20 protein-coding genes are annotated in these 14543 nt (G+C 63.9%); 12 read left to right on the top strand and 8 right to left on the bottom strand.

Annotated features, from left to right (window positions below):
* Positions 1 to 7 precede the first annotated feature (7 nt).
* From dnaQ to VWN43_RS14460, 5 genes are all read left to right on the top strand, one after another.
* Positions 8 to 703 (top strand): DNA polymerase III subunit epsilon, encoded by a 696-nt coding sequence (gene dnaQ, locus VWN43_RS14480; RefSeq protein WP_320181253.1) that lies wholly within the window; start codon positions 8 to 10, stop codon positions 701 to 703.
* 78 nt (positions 704 to 781) lie between these two features.
* The gene (gene hpf / locus VWN43_RS14475; RefSeq protein ID WP_253521007.1) at positions 782 to 1351 is read left to right on the top strand and encodes a ribosome hibernation-promoting factor, HPF/YfiA family; all 570 of its coding nucleotides are present in this window, start codon (positions 782 to 784) and stop codon (positions 1349 to 1351) included.
* Between the two features lie 18 nt (positions 1352 to 1369).
* Entirely contained in the window at positions 1370 to 1834 is a 465-nt protein-coding gene (locus VWN43_RS14470) for a PaaI family thioesterase (protein WP_253521010.1), read from the top strand.
* A 5-nt stretch (positions 1835 to 1839) separates the two neighbouring features.
* Positions 1840 to 2175 (top strand): DUF1491 family protein, encoded by a 336-nt coding sequence (locus VWN43_RS14465; protein WP_320181254.1) that lies wholly within the window; start codon positions 1840 to 1842, stop codon positions 2173 to 2175.
* Between the two features lie 201 nt (positions 2176 to 2376).
* On the top strand, positions 2377 to 3033 hold the full coding sequence (locus VWN43_RS14460) for a cell wall hydrolase (RefSeq protein WP_253521017.1): 657 nt from the start codon (positions 2377 to 2379) through the stop codon (positions 3031 to 3033).
* A gap of 61 nt (positions 3034 to 3094) precedes the next feature.
* On the opposite strand, the gene xth is transcribed toward VWN43_RS14460, so the two are convergent.
* From xth to VWN43_RS14445, 3 genes are all read right to left on the bottom strand, one after another.
* On the bottom strand, positions 3095 to 3868 hold the full coding sequence (gene xth / locus VWN43_RS14455) for an exodeoxyribonuclease III (RefSeq protein ID WP_320181255.1): 774 nt from the start codon (positions 3866 to 3868) through the stop codon (positions 3095 to 3097).
* A gap of 96 nt (positions 3869 to 3964) precedes the next feature.
* The gene (erpA, locus tag VWN43_RS14450; RefSeq protein ID WP_253521021.1) at positions 3965 to 4294 is read right to left on the bottom strand and encodes an iron-sulfur cluster insertion protein ErpA; all 330 of its coding nucleotides are present in this window, start codon (positions 4292 to 4294) and stop codon (positions 3965 to 3967) included.
* A 31-nt stretch (positions 4295 to 4325) separates the two neighbouring features.
* Positions 4326 to 4757 carry a CBS domain-containing protein gene (locus VWN43_RS14445; RefSeq protein ID WP_253521024.1) on the bottom strand — a complete coding sequence of 144 codons (432 nt, stop codon included), beginning with the start codon at positions 4755 to 4757 and terminating at the stop codon, positions 4326 to 4328.
* A gap of 113 nt (positions 4758 to 4870) precedes the next feature.
* Between VWN43_RS14445 and VWN43_RS14440 the strand changes: the two genes are divergently transcribed.
* Positions 4871 to 5161, top strand: a complete 291-nt coding sequence (locus VWN43_RS14440) for a hypothetical protein (protein WP_253521026.1) — start codon at positions 4871 to 4873, stop codon at positions 5159 to 5161.
* On the opposite strand, the gene VWN43_RS14435 is transcribed toward VWN43_RS14440, so the two are convergent.
* The 4 genes from VWN43_RS14435 to VWN43_RS14420 are packed head-to-tail and all read right to left on the bottom strand — an operon-like array spanning position 5158 to position 8162.
* Positions 5158 to 5532 (bottom strand): (2Fe-2S) ferredoxin domain-containing protein, encoded by a 375-nt coding sequence (locus VWN43_RS14435; RefSeq protein WP_320181256.1) that lies wholly within the window; start codon positions 5530 to 5532, stop codon positions 5158 to 5160. The two genes, VWN43_RS14440 and VWN43_RS14435, sit on opposite strands and share 4 nt — an antisense overlap.
* Positions 5533 to 5548: 16 nt before the next feature.
* Entirely contained in the window at positions 5549 to 6025 is a 477-nt protein-coding gene (locus VWN43_RS14430; protein WP_320182156.1) for a DUF2497 domain-containing protein, read from the bottom strand.
* Between the two features lie 52 nt (positions 6026 to 6077).
* On the bottom strand, positions 6078 to 7559 hold the full coding sequence (locus VWN43_RS14425; protein ID WP_320181257.1) for a TolC family outer membrane protein: 1482 nt from the start codon (positions 7557 to 7559) through the stop codon (positions 6078 to 6080).
* Positions 7560 to 8162: a protein-L-isoaspartate O-methyltransferase family protein gene (locus tag VWN43_RS14420; protein ID WP_320181258.1), complete on the bottom strand. Its 603-nt coding sequence runs from the start codon at positions 8160 to 8162 to the stop codon at positions 7560 to 7562.
* Positions 8163 to 8317: 155 nt separating this feature from the next.
* Here VWN43_RS14420 and VWN43_RS14415 point away from each other — a divergent pair, with 155 nt between their 5' ends.
* The 3 genes from VWN43_RS14415 (at position 8318) to VWN43_RS14405 (ending at position 11878) form a co-directional block, all read left to right on the top strand.
* Positions 8318 to 9835 (top strand): fumarate hydratase, encoded by a 1518-nt coding sequence (locus tag VWN43_RS14415; RefSeq protein WP_420493543.1) that lies wholly within the window; start codon positions 8318 to 8320, stop codon positions 9833 to 9835.
* Between the two features lie 77 nt (positions 9836 to 9912).
* Complete coding sequence (locus VWN43_RS14410; RefSeq protein WP_420493523.1) at positions 9913 to 11136, top strand: sensor histidine kinase; 1224 nt, start codon at positions 9913 to 9915, stop codon at positions 11134 to 11136.
* Positions 11129 to 11878, top strand: a complete 750-nt coding sequence (locus VWN43_RS14405; protein ID WP_320181260.1) for a LytR/AlgR family response regulator transcription factor — start codon at positions 11129 to 11131, stop codon at positions 11876 to 11878. The genes VWN43_RS14410 and VWN43_RS14405 overlap by 8 nt, the downstream gene beginning before the upstream one ends.
* 86 nt (positions 11879 to 11964) lie before the next feature.
* On the opposite strand, the gene VWN43_RS14400 is transcribed toward VWN43_RS14405, so the two are convergent.
* The gene (locus VWN43_RS14400; RefSeq protein WP_320181261.1) at positions 11965 to 12258 is read right to left on the bottom strand and encodes a UrcA family protein; all 294 of its coding nucleotides are present in this window, start codon (positions 12256 to 12258) and stop codon (positions 11965 to 11967) included.
* A gap of 195 nt (positions 12259 to 12453) precedes the next feature.
* On the opposite strand from VWN43_RS14400, the gene VWN43_RS14395 reads away from it, so the two are divergent.
* From VWN43_RS14395 to VWN43_RS14385, 3 genes are read left to right on the top strand one after another with little or no spacing between them, the layout of a single operon-like run.
* Positions 12454 to 12720, top strand: coding sequence for a hypothetical protein (locus tag VWN43_RS14395; RefSeq protein WP_320181262.1), 267 nt, complete (start codon positions 12454 to 12456; stop codon positions 12718 to 12720).
* Complete coding sequence (locus tag VWN43_RS14390; RefSeq protein WP_320181263.1) at positions 12693 to 13613, top strand: diacylglycerol/lipid kinase family protein; 921 nt, start codon at positions 12693 to 12695, stop codon at positions 13611 to 13613. The genes VWN43_RS14395 and VWN43_RS14390 overlap by 28 nt, the downstream gene beginning before the upstream one ends.
* Positions 13603 to 14463 carry a metallophosphoesterase family protein gene (locus VWN43_RS14385; protein WP_320181264.1) on the top strand — a complete coding sequence of 287 codons (861 nt, stop codon included), beginning with the start codon at positions 13603 to 13605 and terminating at the stop codon, positions 14461 to 14463. The genes VWN43_RS14390 and VWN43_RS14385 overlap by 11 nt, the downstream gene beginning before the upstream one ends.
* Positions 14464 to 14543 lie beyond the last annotated feature (80 nt).

Genomic DNA, 14543 nt, shown 5'->3' with positions numbered 1-14543 from the left:
AGTGGTGATGCGCGAGATCGTGTTCGATACCGAAACCACCGGCCTAGACCCCAAGACCGGGGACCGGATGGTCGAGATCGGCTGCATCGAGATGGTGAATCTCGTTCCGACCGGCGCGAGCTACCACGCTTACTTCAATCCGGAACGTGACATGCCCTCGGGCGCCGAGGCCGTACATGGCCTGTCGGCGGCATTCCTGTCGGACAAACCGCTGTTTCGCCACCTCGCCGCAGAACTGCTCGAATTTATCGGCGATTCGCCGCTGGTGGCGCATAATGCCGGGTTCGATTTCGGGTTTCTCAATACCGAGTTGTCGCTGTGCGAACTGGCACCCATCTGCACCAGCCGGATGGTCGATACCGTCGCCTTGGCGCGCAAGCGGCATCCGGGGGCCAAGCTCTCGCTCGATGCGCTGTGCTCGCGCTACGGGATCGATCGCAGCCACCGCGTCAAGCACGGCGCGCTGCTCGATGCCGAACTGCTGGCGCAGGTCTATGTCGAGCTCAAGGGTGGGCGGCAGATCGGCCTCGAACTGGCGGCCGAGGTCGCCTCCACCGGACTCGTCCAAACCGCCGATTTACCCGCCGTGCGCCAGGCCCCGTCGGGGCCGCGGCGCCAACCGCGCCCACATCATGCCAGCGCCGCGGAACTGGCGCGGCATCGCGAATTCATGACCGTGATCGAGAACCCCTTGTGGGGCTGATGTCCGGTATGGCGGAAACCGGCGGACGGGCCGGGGAGTTGGAACCGCACGGGGGACGGTAAAGGAGAAAATAACAAGATGGATATTCGTGTTTCCGGCCACCAGATCGACACCGGCACAGCGCTGCAGGAGCATGTCGGCGATCGATTGAACTCCATCGTCGACAAGTATTTCAACCGCGCCATCTCTTCGCATGTCACCTTCGGCAAGGGGTCGGGCGGCGCGTTCACCTCCGATATCGTCACGCATGTCATGCAGGGCCTGATCCTCAAGGGTCATGCGGAAGCGCATGACGTCCACCAGGCTTTCGATGCCGCGGCGAGCAAGATCGAGAAGCAGCTGCGCCGTTACAAGCGCCGGATCAACGATCGCCACGAACAGGCCGCCCATGCGGTGCGCGAGGCCGAGGCCGCCTATACGATCCTCGGCGCGCCCGAACCCGACAATGACGAGGAACTGACTGCCGACAGCCCGCCGGTGATCGCCGAGACCAAGGCGATGATCCCCGAATGCAGCGTGGCCGATGCAGTAATGCTGCTTGACCTGCAGAACACCAATGGGCTGTTGTTCAAAAATGCGGGCAGCGGCGCGCATAATATGGTCTATCGCCGTCACGACGGTTCGATCGGCTGGGTCGAACCGCGCTAGGAACGACGGAGAGTAGCAATGACCGGGGCCGCAACCAGCGGGGCTGAGCGCCATCATCGCGCGCTCGAGAGCCTCTATGCTTCGGCGCCGGTCAATGCGCTGTTTCCTTCGCGGCTGGAAATTACCGGCGAGGGCACCTCACGGATCACCTTCGATGTGACCGAAGAAGTTTATCATGCTGCCGGTGCGGCGCATGGCACGATCTATTTCAAGATGCTCGACGATGCCGGTTTCTATGCTGCGAACACCTTCGTCACCGACCGTTTCCTGCTGACGACCTCGTTCAACCTGCATTTCACCAAGCCGGTGCGGGTGGGACAAGTGGTCGCCGAGGGGCGCTGGGTTAGCGGACGCAAACGCGTGTTCGTCGCCGAATCGCGGCTGGTCGATGACGAGGGCGATGAAATCGGCCGCGGAACGGGGACCTTCATGCGCTCGCATATCCCGCTGTCGAGCCTCCCCGGCTATCTCACCGAAGGCTGAGCATAGTGGATGCGCGCCTGCCTGCCCATGTCGAGGTTTCGGGCCTGATCCGTGCGGTCGAAGGGGCGGGCGGTTTTGGCATGGTCCTCCAGAAGGGGGAGAAAGACGCGGGCACCCTGCTGGTATTAACCACGCAAAGTGGCGGAAATACCCGCTTGTGGGAGCGTATGCCCCAGCTCGACGGGTCGCGCGCATTCGTCTGCACACGCACGCAAGACAATGAAAACACAAGAGAATTTGACGAATACGTGACCAAGCGTCGGCGCGCCGACCCCGACTGCTGGGTTATCGAGCTGGATATCGAAAATGCAGAACGGTTCGTCGCAGGGGCGGCGGGTTAACTTGACTTAATATCAATTGCGACTATTTGCCCGCCAGCTTCGATGCGCAGGCGGCGTTAGGACGGCAATGGGGTCGACACGCTAGCACGCAGACGGGGGGTGGCCGGCAGGTCCGTATCGGATCCAAGTTTCAGGACGCCATCAACGCGCCATGGATCCCAGCCTGCGTCAGACCGCCAACCGCTTAGTTGTCAGTGAAAAATGGTATTCAAGACTACCGGGTTTACCGCGGTCATCGCGGCAATCGCCTTTACTACTTTTGCGGGAGCCGAAGGTTCCGGCGCCAACGCCCAGGTTGCGGCGCAAGCAACCGCAGACATCACCACCGAGGCACAGCTCACTGAAGAAGTGGTGCCAGTCTTCGTCGAGAAGGAAGTGGTGCAGGAGCTTCCCGCAGCGGAAGCCGTATCAGACAATTCCGCCGACGCGGCACCGCAGGCAGACAGCCTGCGCGAGCTCGTCGCCGCCATGCCCGCTGGCAGCCAGCTTTCCGACGAACTCCAGTGCCTCGCCGGGGCGGTCTATTTCGAATCGCGCGGCGAACCGCTCGACGGCCAGCTGGCGGTTGCGCAGGTGATCATCAACCGCGCCGAAGACCGCCGTTTCCCGTCGAGCTATTGCAGCGTCGTCTACCAGCGCGCGCAATTCTCTTTCGTCAAACATGGCCGTATGCCGCGGATCAAGACCGGCTCGCGCGCCTGGCAGCGTGCGCATGCCATTGCCCGCATCGCCCACCGCGGCCTGTGGGACAGCGAAGCAAGCGATGCGCTGTACTTCCACGCGAACTACGTCCGGCCCAGCTGGAGCCGCCGCAAGGTAGCGCTCGCGACGATCGACACGCACGTCTTCTACCGCTGAGGCAAGTCTATTTGGGAAGGGGCCTTCGCGCGAGCGGGGGCCCCTTTTCGATCTGCACCGGCTAGTCGCGCACGTCGACCCAGACCGGTGCATGATCGCTGGCCTTTTCGCGCCCGCGATGCTCCTTGTCCACGCCCGCTGCCTGCAACCGTACGGCTAGCTCGGGGGACAGCAGCAGGTGGTCGATGCGGAACCCGTGGTCGCGCTGCCATGCGCCCGCCTTATAGTCCCAATAGGTCCACACGCCCCCGCGCGGATTGAGCGTATCGAGCGCGTCGGTCCAGCCGTCACCCAGTAGCCGGGCATAGGCATCGCGCGATTCGGGCTGCATCAGCGCGTCGCTCGCCATCGCGCGCACCGACCAGACATCCTTGTCTTCGGGGATGACATTGTAATCGCCGGCCAGTGCAGTCGGGATTTCCTGCGCCCACAGCGTCGCCGCATGCGCGCGCAGCCGTTTCATCCAGGCCAGCTTGTAATCGAATTTCGGCCCCGGTTGCGGGTTGCCATTGGGCAGGTAGATCGACGCCACGCGGACGCCGTTCACTTCCGCCTCGAGATAGCGTGATTGTTCGTCCTCGGGATCGCCGGGCAGGCCGCGCTGGGTTTCCAACGGTTCAACCCCGTCGGCGAGGATAGCGACGCCGTTGAAGCTCTTCTGACCATGCCAGATGGCCTTATAGCCGATGCTCTCGAACTCCTCGGCGGGAAAGCCTTCGTCCATCGTCTTGATTTCCTGCAGGCAGGCGACGGTGGGCCGGGTTTCCTCGAGCCATTCTTTCAGACGCGGCAGGCGCGCCTTGATCCCGTTGATGTTGAAGCTGGCGATACGCATGCGGGGGGTCTTATGGCGTTGACGGGCGGTTGGCCAGCGTCAAGCCAGGCGCTTGTCACAGCGGCTAGCGGCCCCAGTGCGGCCCCTGCAGGATGGCTAGATGCCGAAGCTCGACCCGCAGCCGCAGCCTGCCGCCGCCTGCGGATTCTCGACGCGGAAGGCCGCGCCGCCCAGCGATTCGACGAAATCGACCGTGCTACCCGCGACGAGATCGAGGCTGACAGGATCGACGAGCAGCTTGACCCCGTCCTTCTCGCTGATCGCATCGTCGCTTTCAGCCGCATCGGCGAGGCCGAACTTGTACTGGAAGCCCGAACAACCGCCGCCTTCGACCGAGAGGCGGAGGATGGCCGGCTTGGCCTGCTTCTCGGCGATCACGGCGATACGGGCCGCCGCGGCATCGGTGAGGGTGGGGGAATTGATCATGCCTGCGATGTAGGGAGGCGCGAGCCCAGTCTCAAGCGGTCTGGATATATGCGCGCATGGCTTCGGCTTCGTGTTCGATCTCGTCGAGCCGGGCCTTGACCAGATCGCCGATCGAAATGAAACCGCACATCGCCTCGCCATCGACTACCGGCAAGTGGCGGATCCGCCGCCGGGTCATCAGCGCCAGCGCTTCGAGCACCGAGGTCGTGCGCTGCACGGTGATCGCGGGCGCGGTCATGACCTCGCCCAGCGGCCGCGACAGGCAGGCATCGCCTTCATCGGCGAGGCGATAGATTACGTCGCGTTCGGAAAAAATGCCGACTACCTTCCCGGCTTCGACCACCGGGACCGCGCCGATACGCTTCGAGGCCAGCAGCGCAACCGCTTCGCGTACGGGCGTATCGACATTGCAGGAGATGATCTCGGAGTTCGCCCGCCCTTCGATCAGACTGCCGATTTCCATGCGCCATCTCCTCCGCCTTGCTGCTGCCAGAATGCCATCTTCACCTGCAAAAAGCGAATCGTCCAGCACCCCGGCGTTGAAACTGGAGCGCAGGCCCGCCATGTGCGCTGGCGATGGCGCATAAATCTCCCCTGGACGATCCCGAGAGCGCGGCCTTTGCCTGGGCGCGGTACCGGCGGATCATGCGCTTCATGTTCCTGCTGACGGTTGGCGTGGTCGCGATCGCGATGGCGCTGCTGTACCGCCACGGCGCCGAGGAAGTGTCGATCCACTTCTACATCGCCGTCGCGCTCGGCGTCGGCTTTACCATGCTGCTGACCAGCGCGCTGATGGGACTGGTGTTCCTGTCCTCGGGGACCGGCCATGACGAAGCCATCGAAGACCCGCTCCGCGACGACGACTAGTCGGCTGGTCTGAGACGGTATTCCTCGACCGGCACGCCGCCGATCAGATGGCGCTGGATGATCGCCTCGAGTACCTCGGGGTGACACGAATGGTACCACACGTTATCGGGCCAGACGACCGCGATGGGTCCCGCCTCGCATATTTGCAGGCAATCGGCCTTGGTCCGCTGGATGGTCCCCTCGCGGCCGACCAGACCAAGTTCCTTCAACCGGCGCTTGAGGTAGTTCCACGCCTGCTTGCCTTCGTCGCGGCGGCAGCATTTCTGCTTCTCGGAGATGCCGCACAGGAAGATCTGCCGTTCGGCAATGGCGCCGCCGGTCTTGGCCAGCGCTTGCTCGGCCTTGCGCAGGGCTTTCGGTTTTGCCGTCAAATTTACCGCGGCAGGCTTAGCTGCGCTTGCCCGCAATCCGTGCAATCTCGGCCTTGACCAGATCCTCGACCATGCCGGGCAGGTTGTCGTCGAGCCATTGGGCCAGCATCGGACGCAGCATTTCGCGCGTCAGGCCCTCGAGCGAGGTTTCGCCCGAACGGACGATCTGCGGCTGCTTGCCGGGTTTGGCGAGCATGGCGAGCGCGGCGAAATTCTGGCTCATCGCCGCGCGTGTGTCGCCCCGGGTGAGCGCATCGTCTTCGGCTTCATCCTCGTCCCGCTCGTCATCAAGGGCGATTTCCTCGGCGAGTTCGAGCACTTCGTCGGCTTCTTCGGAATCGGCGGGTTCGGCGGGTTCGGCGAGACTTTCGCGCATCGTGGCGGCCGTGCGCCGACGGCGTTCGAGGATCGCGCCTTCGCGATTGTCGCGTGCGATCACCTTTTTGATCGAGTCGAGAATTTCCTCGACCGAAGGTTCACCCGTTTGCTGCATCGTCACTCAAGCCCCTGTTGGCGAATCGGTACGTCCCGATTCGGTACAGCGCTCAATAGCCTGATTCGGTTCCCGTTTCATCCTCTCCCGGAACACTGGCGTCGGGTGTCGCGACATCGACAGTGCTCGTGGCACCGGCGACGGGTTCGGGATCGCGGTCCCAATCCCACACACGGCCTTTCACGCGCTCGTAATTGGCTGCGGGATCGTAGAGTACGCCCTCGCCCAGGAACCCAAGGTCGCGCGCTTCGGCGCGGCCCATCGCGGCCAGCAGGCTGAAGCCCGCAACATAGGCGTTGCGGCGCGCCGTCACCAGCTGCGCTTGCGCGCTGAGCAGTTCCTGTTCGGCATTGAGCACATCGAGTATCTGGCGGCTGCCGATCGAGTTCTCCGCACGCACGCCTTCGAGGCTGAGCGTGGCGGCCTCTACCGCGATCTGGCTGCTTTCGATCACGGCCAGCGATGCCTGCCAGCTCGACCAGGCGGCGCGTACCTGGGCGATGGTTTCGCGTTCGGCGGCAATGACCTGTTCGAGCGCTGCGGTCTCGCGTGCCTGCGCCTGCCGCTGGCGTGCTGCGGGAAGCCCGCCCTGGAATATGGGAATGCTGAGGTTCACTCCCGCATTGGCCGTTGTTTCTTCCTGCGTAATGCCGGGAGCGCCCCCGGCCAGCGTGTCGAAGTAATCGGTATATGTTGCGCCCGCGAACAGCGACACGCGCGGCAACCGACCGGCGCCCGCGACCTCGGTGTCGAACCCTGCGGCATCGGCGCGTTCCATCGCCGCCAGCAGGTCGGGATTGTTGGCCAGCGCCGTATCGACGGCCGTGGCCACATCGGTCGGCAGGTTGGGCAGCGGCGGTGGTGCCTGCAGATCCTCGGGCGCATCGCCCACCAGCCGGATGTAGGTTTCGCGGGCATTGATCAGGTTCGCTTGCGCATTGCGCAGATCGCCCTGCGCCAGCGCCAGCCGCGATTGCGACTGGGCAACATCGGTGCGGGTAAGGTCGCCGATCTCGAACCGGTCGCTCGTTGCCTGCAGATTGACCGTCAGGAATTCGACCTGGTTGGCGGTGAGCGCGACCAGCGCCTGCGTGCGCAGCACGTCCATGTAAGCGGCCACGACCTGGCTGAAAATTGCGCTCTCGGTCGCGCGCAAATCGTTCTGCCCCGCCGCGACGCGTTCTTCCGCCGCCTTGACCGCGTTCCTGACCGCCCCGCCGGCATAAACCGGAACGGTCAGCTCGGGACCGATCTGGAGGGTCCGGTCGGGCGAAGTGAAGCTGTTGGGCGACTTCTTGATGAACTCGATATAGGTGCCGGAGGCATTCACGCTGGGAATGCCGGGGGCTTCCTGGATCTGGACGTTTTCGTCATTCGCCCGCTGGTTGGCGCGCGCGGCGAGCAGCGTGGGATTGTACAGATAGGCGTTGGTCAGCGCCTCCTGCAGCGTATCGGCTTGCGCCGGAACAGCGAGCGCCAGCGCGCTTGCGCCCGCCCCCAGAACCCAGAACTGTGCTACCCCTCCGCGACGCATTCAGAAACTCCAGCTTTGCGGCCGGTCGAATGCGCCAAGCCGCGGGATACCCATTTCGGCAAGCGGGATCAGCGCCAGCGCGCTCCCCGATTTGCGGCCGGTGGCGAGGCGGGTGACGCCGCGCTCGACCATGCCGGTTACGATCCGTCCGCCCTCGGCAACCAGCTTGGCCAGCGCTGCGGGCGCGTGTTCGATGGCCCCGTCGACCAGCACCAGCGTGTAATCGCCGCGCTTGGCGCCATTGGCCGCCTTCTCGGGCGTGACGGTGTCGAGCTTGCCGACCAGCGGTTCGACCAGCGCGGGCAGGTAGCCGCTGCCGCCATCGATCACCAGCACGCGGTCATCCATGCTGGGCCGGGCTTCGGCGAGCATGGCACCATGAAACAGCGGGGCGGGCAGGAACCCGCCGCTTTCGAGCCGGATCGCACGGTCCATATAGGCGATCGACTTGGCCCCCTCGGGCACGAAATCCTCGCGCGCGACGCTGGACATGCGCTCGAGCACGAAGCCGTCGTTGACACCGCTGGTGCGCAGCTGGCTGTCGATCATCGCCTTGCGGGCGGCCGTGTAGTCGGGGCGGGTGGTGGTCAGGGTCATGGTCATTTCCGCGAGCTGTATTACATCAATAACACGCTTATGCAAGCTCCGGTTGCCTTAGGCGTATGGCCTCTCCGGGCCAAGCGCTTTGACCGATGGCGGCAAACCTGACTATCGGGGAGCGCAAATCTGCAACATGGGAATTTGCGGCGATGAGCGACATGACCGTCATCAGTGAAAACGACCTGATCGAGAGCGTTGCCGACGCGCTCCAGTATATCTCCTACTACCATCCGATGGACTATATCCGCGCGCTGGGCGAGGCCTATGAGGCCGAGAAGGGCCCCGCTGCCAAGGATGCGATCGCGCAGATCCTGACCAACAGCCGCATGTGCGCCGAAGGCCATCGCCCACTGTGCCAGGACACCGGAATCGTCAACGTGTTCGTCAAATGGGGACAGAACTGCCGTCTCGACAGCACGCAATCGTTGCAGCAAGTCGTCGACGAGGGCGTGCGCCGCGCCTACAACCATCCCGACAACAAGCTACGCGCCTCGATCCTTGCTGATCCCGCCTTCACCCGCCGCAACACGCGCGACAATACGCCCTGCGTCCTGTCGGTCGAAATGGTCCCGGGGAACCGGGTCGAGATCGACGTCGCGGCCAAGGGCGGCGGCAGCGAGAACAAGTCCAAGTTCAAGATGATGAACCCGAGCGACAATATCGTCGACTGGGTGATCGAACAGATTCCCTCGATGGGTGCGGGTTGGTGCCCTCCGGGAATGCTGGGTATCGGCATCGGCGGCACCGCAGAGCATTGCGTCAAGCTGGCGAAGCAGAGCCTGATGGATCCGATCGACATGGGCCAGCTCAAGCAGCGCGGCGCGCAGAGCGATATCGAGCAATTGCGCATCGACATCTTCGACGCGGTGAATGCCATGGGGGTGGGCGCGCAGGGCCTAGGCGGGCTGGCCACCGTGCTCGACGTGAAAATCCTCGACGCGCCCTGCCATGCAGCGGGCAAGCCCGTGGCGATGATCCCCAATTGCGCCGCCACGCGCCATGCGCATTTCACGCTCGACGGCTCGGGACCCGCCTATCTCGAGCCGCCCAAGCTGGACGATTATCCGCAAGTGACCTGGCAACCCGACAGCGCCGCCCGGCGTGTCGATCTCGACGCGCTGACGCCGGCGGAAGTGGAAAGCTGGAACCATGGCGACCGCCTGCTGCTGTCAGGCAAGATGCTGACTGGGCGCGATGCCGCTCACAAACGCATCAAGGACATGCTCGAAGCGGGCGAGGAACTACCGGTCGAGTTCAAGGGGCGCGCGATCTATTATGTCGGTCCGGTCGACCCAGTGATGGGCGAGGTCGTCGGTCCGGCCGGCCCCACCACCGCCACGCGGATGGACAAGTTCACCGATATGATGCTCGACCTCGGGCTGCTCGCGATGATCGGCAAGGCCGAGCGCGGCCACGATGCGGTCGAAGTAATCAGCCGATTCAAGGTCGCCTACCTCATGGCGACCGGCGGGGCGGCCTATCTCGTCAGCCGCGCGATCAAGGGCGCTGAGGTGGTGGCTTTCGAGGATCTGGGGATGGAAGCGATCTACGAATTCGAGGTCCAGGACATGCCCGTAACGGTCGCGGTCGATGCGGCCGGCAACAATGTCCACACGCTCGCGCCTGCCGAATGGCGACGCCGCATTGCTGCTGGAAATCTCGAACATGCGGAATAACAGCCGCTCGACCAACCGCAGAGCCTGTTCGACCGCCGCGCTGGCATTTGCGGGCGCGAAGGGGCACATCGCAAACCGTGCCAATCGATGAACGCCCGATGAATCCCGAAAGCGAGCGCCTGTCCGGCAAGGTCGTCCTCGCCTCCATGGTGGGGGTGTGGCTGTGCTATTTCCTCCTGATCACCTTGCGCGGCGTGGTCGTCGGGCTCGAGTTCCAGGATGAGTTGCTGTGGCGGCGCGCATTGGTTTGCGTTGTCGGCGTGGCCATGACCGGGCTTCTTTGGCTCGTCCTGCGGGTGGTCGAGAACCGGTCGCTCGGCATCAAGATCGCGGTCACGCTGGTTGTCGCGATGCCCGGTGCGATCATGATCGCCCAGGCGAACCGCTGGATATTCAGTTCGATCGAAGCCAAGGTCGAGGAGCAGATGGGCAAGGAGCGCGGTATCGCCCTGCGCCGCGACGATGCCGGCAATCTCCTCATCGACCTGCCCCGCACGAAGATGGGCGAAGATGTCGAGCAGGCCGAAGAGGCCGTTCCGCAAAGCGTGCTTATCTCGCCCGCTCCGACCGCACTCGACCAGTGGAAGATGACCTTCGACTTCGCGATCGGACGCTATTTCATCCTGCTGGCCTGGGCGTCGCTGTTTCTTGCCCTGCTGGCCGGTGCGCAGGCACGCGCGGCCGAACGGCGCGGCGAACGCTTCCGCACGGCGGCCAAGGCGGCGGAACTGCGATCGCTGCGCTATCAGGTCAATCCGCACTTCCTGTTCAACACGCTCAATTCGCTGTCGGCGCTGGTGATGACCGGCAAGGCGGACCGGGCCGAACAGATGATCCAGACGATTTCGCGCTTCTATCGCCACAGCTTGGCGGACCATCCGACCGGCGACGTTAGCCTCGAGGACGAGATCGACCTGCAGGAGCATTATCTTGCAATCGAAGCGGTGCGTTTCCCCGAACGGCTGAGGATCGAGGTCGACTTGCCGCCCGAACTGGCCAGATATCAGGTGCCGGGGATGATTCTCCAGCCGCTGGTCGAGAATTCGGTCAAATATGGCGTATCCGCATCGCGCAAGCCGGTGACGATCACGATCGCTGCGCGCGAGGAATATGGCCGACTGGTCCTGACCGTGAGCGACGATGGACCCGGCACCGCGGGCGAACATGGCTTCGGCATCGGCCTCGCCAATGTCCGCGACCGGCTTGAAGCGCGCTTCGGCAATAGCGCGACGATCGTATCGGGGCCCGCGCTTACCGGCTATGAAACCGAATTGAGACTACCGATGGTGAAACATGGCTGAGGAAGTGAGCGAGACGCTCAAGACCCTGATCGTCGATGACGAACCGCTGGCGGTGGAACGGATGCAGGTCATCTGTTCGAAAATTCCCCAACTGCGCGTCGTCGGGACGGCAAGCGACGGAGCGCAGGCGTTGCGCCTGGTCGAAGCGTTGCAGCCCGATCTGATCCTGCTCGACATGACCATGCCCGAAGTCGATGGTATTTCGGTGGCCAAGTCGCTGGCGCAAAAGGCGGAACGCCCGGCGGTGGTCTTCGTCACCGCGCATGACAATTACGCGGTCGAAGCCTTCGATCTCGATGCGGTCGATTACGTCCTCAAACCGGTCAAACCCGAACGGCTCGAACGCGCGGTATCGCGCGCCATCGCCCGGCGCGGTGACGGTGAAGCGTCCGAAAGCGCGTGGCTCGAAGAACTGTGGATCCCGCACCGCTCCGAGCTCATCCGCATCGCCACTTCCGAAGTTGGCCAGATCGATGCCGAGCGCGATTATGTCCGCCTGCATGTCGGCGCAGATGACGCAGCGCGGACCTATCTGTTGTTGCAGACCATCGCCGGGCTCGAAAAGCGGCTGGATCCTTCGCGGTTCATCCGCATCCATCGCTCGACGATCCTGCGCAAGGATCGCATCACCGGCCTGCGGCACGATGGGCTCGGCGTGTGGTCGGTCGAACTCGAGGATGGCGAGGCGCTGCGCATCGGGCGCACTTACTTGCCCAAGGTCAAGGCGATGGCGGGCCGCTAGAGCCCTTCACATTCAAAACGCATAAAAAAGGACCCCGACCGGGGGACTGCAACCGGCCGGGGTCCGAAGTCGGGCAGGCTGATGTATCAGCCGCCCATGGCCTGTTCGTCGACACGGGCCGCGACTTGCTCGCCGGCTCGGGCCTTGGCCATCTCGAAGCAGCTGCGCGCGGCACTGTCGGGCAGGCGGCTGCCGGTGCGCGGGGCGTCAACACCGCAGACAGAGCGCGCGGCGCGCTCGATGCGCTGCGACAATTCCTTCTGGCCGGCGACGGTCTCGAGGTTGAGATCGCTGTAGGTCACATTGACATTTTCGGCCTGCGCGGCGGTTGCGGTGAGTGCGAGGCCGGCGGCGGCGAGCGTGGCAAGGGTCTTGTTCATAGTTCCATCTCCAGGTTTGCGGCGGACCCCGATCAATTGAGGGGGAGAGGCCCGCCGCACCAACTGTATTACATGGCTACATCTGTAATCGCACGCGGGCTTCGACGGATGGCGAGGGCAATGGACGGGCGCTGCAAAACGACCGACCGATGGCATTTGGCAATCGGCAGGCGACGGGCGTAGGACGCTCGTCTTATGTTGCTCGGCATCCTTTTCATCCTCGGGACGATAAATTTCGCGGTCCACAAGGCGGTTCTCGAGTCGAACCACCCGCTGCTCGACACTCTGCCGGTCGCCTTTCGCGCGGGCGGCGGGCGCGTTTCGCTGGCGTTCGAGTTTTTCGTGCTGCTGATGGCGATGCTGCTGGTGGCGCACGACTGGCCGGCTGCGGCCTGGGGGTATGCGATCTACAGCCTGCTTAATGGCACCACCGCATGGCTGTTGCTGAATGGCCGGATCTGAGCGCGGGAACCGCAGACGCGATCTGGCGCTTGATCGACATGGCCCCGCGGAAAACATGGCTGATCGTCAATTCGCGCAGCGGCAGCAATAGCGAAGCCGCACTGGTCGCGCTTGAACGCTCGCTCGCTGAATACGGCATGCCTGCCGAGAAGACGATCGCCTTTCCTGCCGAGGAACTCCCTAACCGCACCGTGTTGCAGGACGCAGATGTAAACCGTCTGATCGTCTTCACCGGAGACGGTACCCTGAATGCAGTAATCGAGGCGGTGGCAGGCTGGAGCGGCGAAGTGCTGGTCCTGCCGGGGGGGACAATGAACCTCCTGAGCGCCCGGCTTCACGGGGCCGATACCGAATATGACACTATCCTCGAGCGGATCGCCAATGGTGCGTTTCGGCCCATCCGTCCGAAAATGGCCTGCTGTTCTGCAGGAAGGGCCCACGCCGGTGTCCTGGTCGGGCCCGGAACCGCCTGGGCCGAGGTGCGCGAAGCGATGCGCGACTTCGATGTTGCGGGGCTTGCTCAGGGCGCCGGCGAGGCACTGGCCGAAACCACGGGCGGGTCGCGCGTCCGCTTGATTGAACCGGCGATCGGCCATGACGATGGCTATCCGCTGATCGAGCTGACCCCGAGCCACCGCGGCATGCAGGTCGACGGTTACCGGATCGAGAACGCCGGAGAATTCCTCCAGCAAAGCTGGGCGTTGTTGCGGCGCAGTTTCCGCGACGGCCCGCATGAGCGGCTCGGCCTGCTCGATCGGCTGGTGATCGAGAACTGCGCGGGCGAGCCGGTCGAAGTGCTTATCGACGGCGAACCGGCCACTTTGGAAACGCGGGCCGAATTCACGGTGGAAGACTGCCCGGTCGATCTGCTAGCGACCGCGCATGGCTTCTGACATCCGCCGGATATTCCATCTTTCCGACATCCATTTCGGGCTCGAAAACAACCGCGCGCTCGATTGGGTGAAGCAGGAGATTGCCGAAAAGCGCCCCGACGCGGTGGCGATTACCGGCGACCTCACCATGCGCGCACGGCACCGCGAATTCGCGGCCGCGACGCATTGGATCAATGAACTCGATGCCCCCGTTACCGTGGAGGTAGGCAATCACGACCTGCCCTATTTCAACCTGCTCGAACGCTTCTTCGAGCCGTACAAGCGATTTCACGGGATGAAGGAGAAGGTCGAAAGGGAACTCGACCTCGGTGCGCTGGCGATCGTCCCGCTCAAGACTGCCGTGCGGATGCAGCCGCGTCTCAACTGGTCGAAGGGCTGGGTGAGCCAGCGCTCGCTCGACCGGTGCCTGGCCGCGCTCGATGCGCTGCCCAAGGGAACGCGCGCACTGGTGGCCGTCCATCATCCCTTGCGCGAAGTCGGCACGCAGGGGACCGCGCTGACCAAGCATGGCGACCGCGCGCTGCGCGAACTCGCTAAGCGCAAGGTCGAGGGCGTCTTGTCGGGTCATGTCCATGACGCGTTCGATATCATGGAAGACACGAGCGAGGGTCCGGTGCGGATGATCGGTGCGGGCACTCTGTCGCAGCGCACGCGCTCGACCCCGCCGAGTTTCAACGAGATCACCTGGGACGGGGCGCAGCTAACCGTGTGCGTGCGCAATCTTCAGCATGTCGAAACATCCGATATGCAGATCGACGACGTGCCGGAAAACGCGCTGCCACCGCGGGGACCGGGAGAGGCCGTCGCTCCGGTGCGTCAGATTCCGCGGACCGATCCGCCGGTGCATTAACCAGCCCGGCTAAGCAATTTCGGCACCGGTCCAACAATGATCTGACCCTATCTTCTGCGGCGATTGACCGGAGGAAGCAG

The sequence above is a fragment of the Qipengyuania sp. HL-TH1 genome, assembly GCF_036365825.1.
GTDB lineage: Bacteria > Pseudomonadota > Alphaproteobacteria > Sphingomonadales > Sphingomonadaceae > Qipengyuania > Qipengyuania profunda.
Note: the sequence above shows the minus strand (reverse complement) of the source record. Positions and strands in the feature narration are given on the sequence as shown.

Bases quoted from the DNA above. Each gene is read 5' to 3' on its own strand.
- dnaQ (WP_320181253.1), top strand. From the start codon at position 8: ATGCGCGAGATCGTGTTCGATACCGAAACCACCGGCCTAGACCCCAAG.
- hpf (WP_253521007.1), top strand. From the start codon at position 782: ATGGATATTCGTGTTTCCGGCCACCAGATCGACACCGGCACAGCGCTG.
- VWN43_RS14470 (WP_253521010.1), top strand. From the start codon at position 1,370: ATGACCGGGGCCGCAACCAGCGGGGCTGAGCGCCATCATCGCGCGCTC.
- VWN43_RS14460 (WP_253521017.1), top strand. From the start codon at position 2,377: ATGGTATTCAAGACTACCGGGTTTACCGCGGTCATCGCGGCAATCGCC.
- xth (WP_320181255.1), bottom strand. From the start codon at position 3,868: ATGCGTATCGCCAGCTTCAACATCAACGGGATCAAGGCGCGCCTGCCG.
- erpA (WP_253521021.1), bottom strand. From the start codon at position 4,294: ATGATCAATTCCCCCACCCTCACCGATGCCGCGGCGGCCCGTATCGCC.
- VWN43_RS14445 (WP_253521024.1), bottom strand. From the start codon at position 4,757: ATGGAAATCGGCAGTCTGATCGAAGGGCGGGCGAACTCCGAGATCATC.
- VWN43_RS14440 (WP_253521026.1), top strand. From the start codon at position 4,871: ATGGCGCATAAATCTCCCCTGGACGATCCCGAGAGCGCGGCCTTTGCC.
- VWN43_RS14430 (WP_320182156.1), bottom strand. From the start codon at position 6,025: ATGCAGCAAACGGGTGAACCTTCGGTCGAGGAAATTCTCGACTCGATC.
- VWN43_RS14425 (WP_320181257.1), bottom strand. From the start codon at position 7,559: ATGCGTCGCGGAGGGGTAGCACAGTTCTGGGTTCTGGGGGCGGGCGCA.
- VWN43_RS14420 (WP_320181258.1), bottom strand. From the start codon at position 8,162: ATGACCATGACCCTGACCACCACCCGCCCCGACTACACGGCCGCCCGC.
- VWN43_RS14415 (WP_420493543.1), top strand. From the start codon at position 8,318: ATGACCGTCATCAGTGAAAACGACCTGATCGAGAGCGTTGCCGACGCG.
- VWN43_RS14405 (WP_320181260.1), top strand. From the start codon at position 11,129: ATGGCTGAGGAAGTGAGCGAGACGCTCAAGACCCTGATCGTCGATGAC.
- VWN43_RS14400 (WP_320181261.1), bottom strand. From the start codon at position 12,258: ATGAACAAGACCCTTGCCACGCTCGCCGCCGCCGGCCTCGCACTCACC.
- VWN43_RS14395 (WP_320181262.1), top strand. From the start codon at position 12,454: ATGTTGCTCGGCATCCTTTTCATCCTCGGGACGATAAATTTCGCGGTC.
- VWN43_RS14390 (WP_320181263.1), top strand. From the start codon at position 12,693: ATGGCTGTTGCTGAATGGCCGGATCTGAGCGCGGGAACCGCAGACGCG.
- VWN43_RS14385 (WP_320181264.1), top strand. From the start codon at position 13,603: ATGGCTTCTGACATCCGCCGGATATTCCATCTTTCCGACATCCATTTC.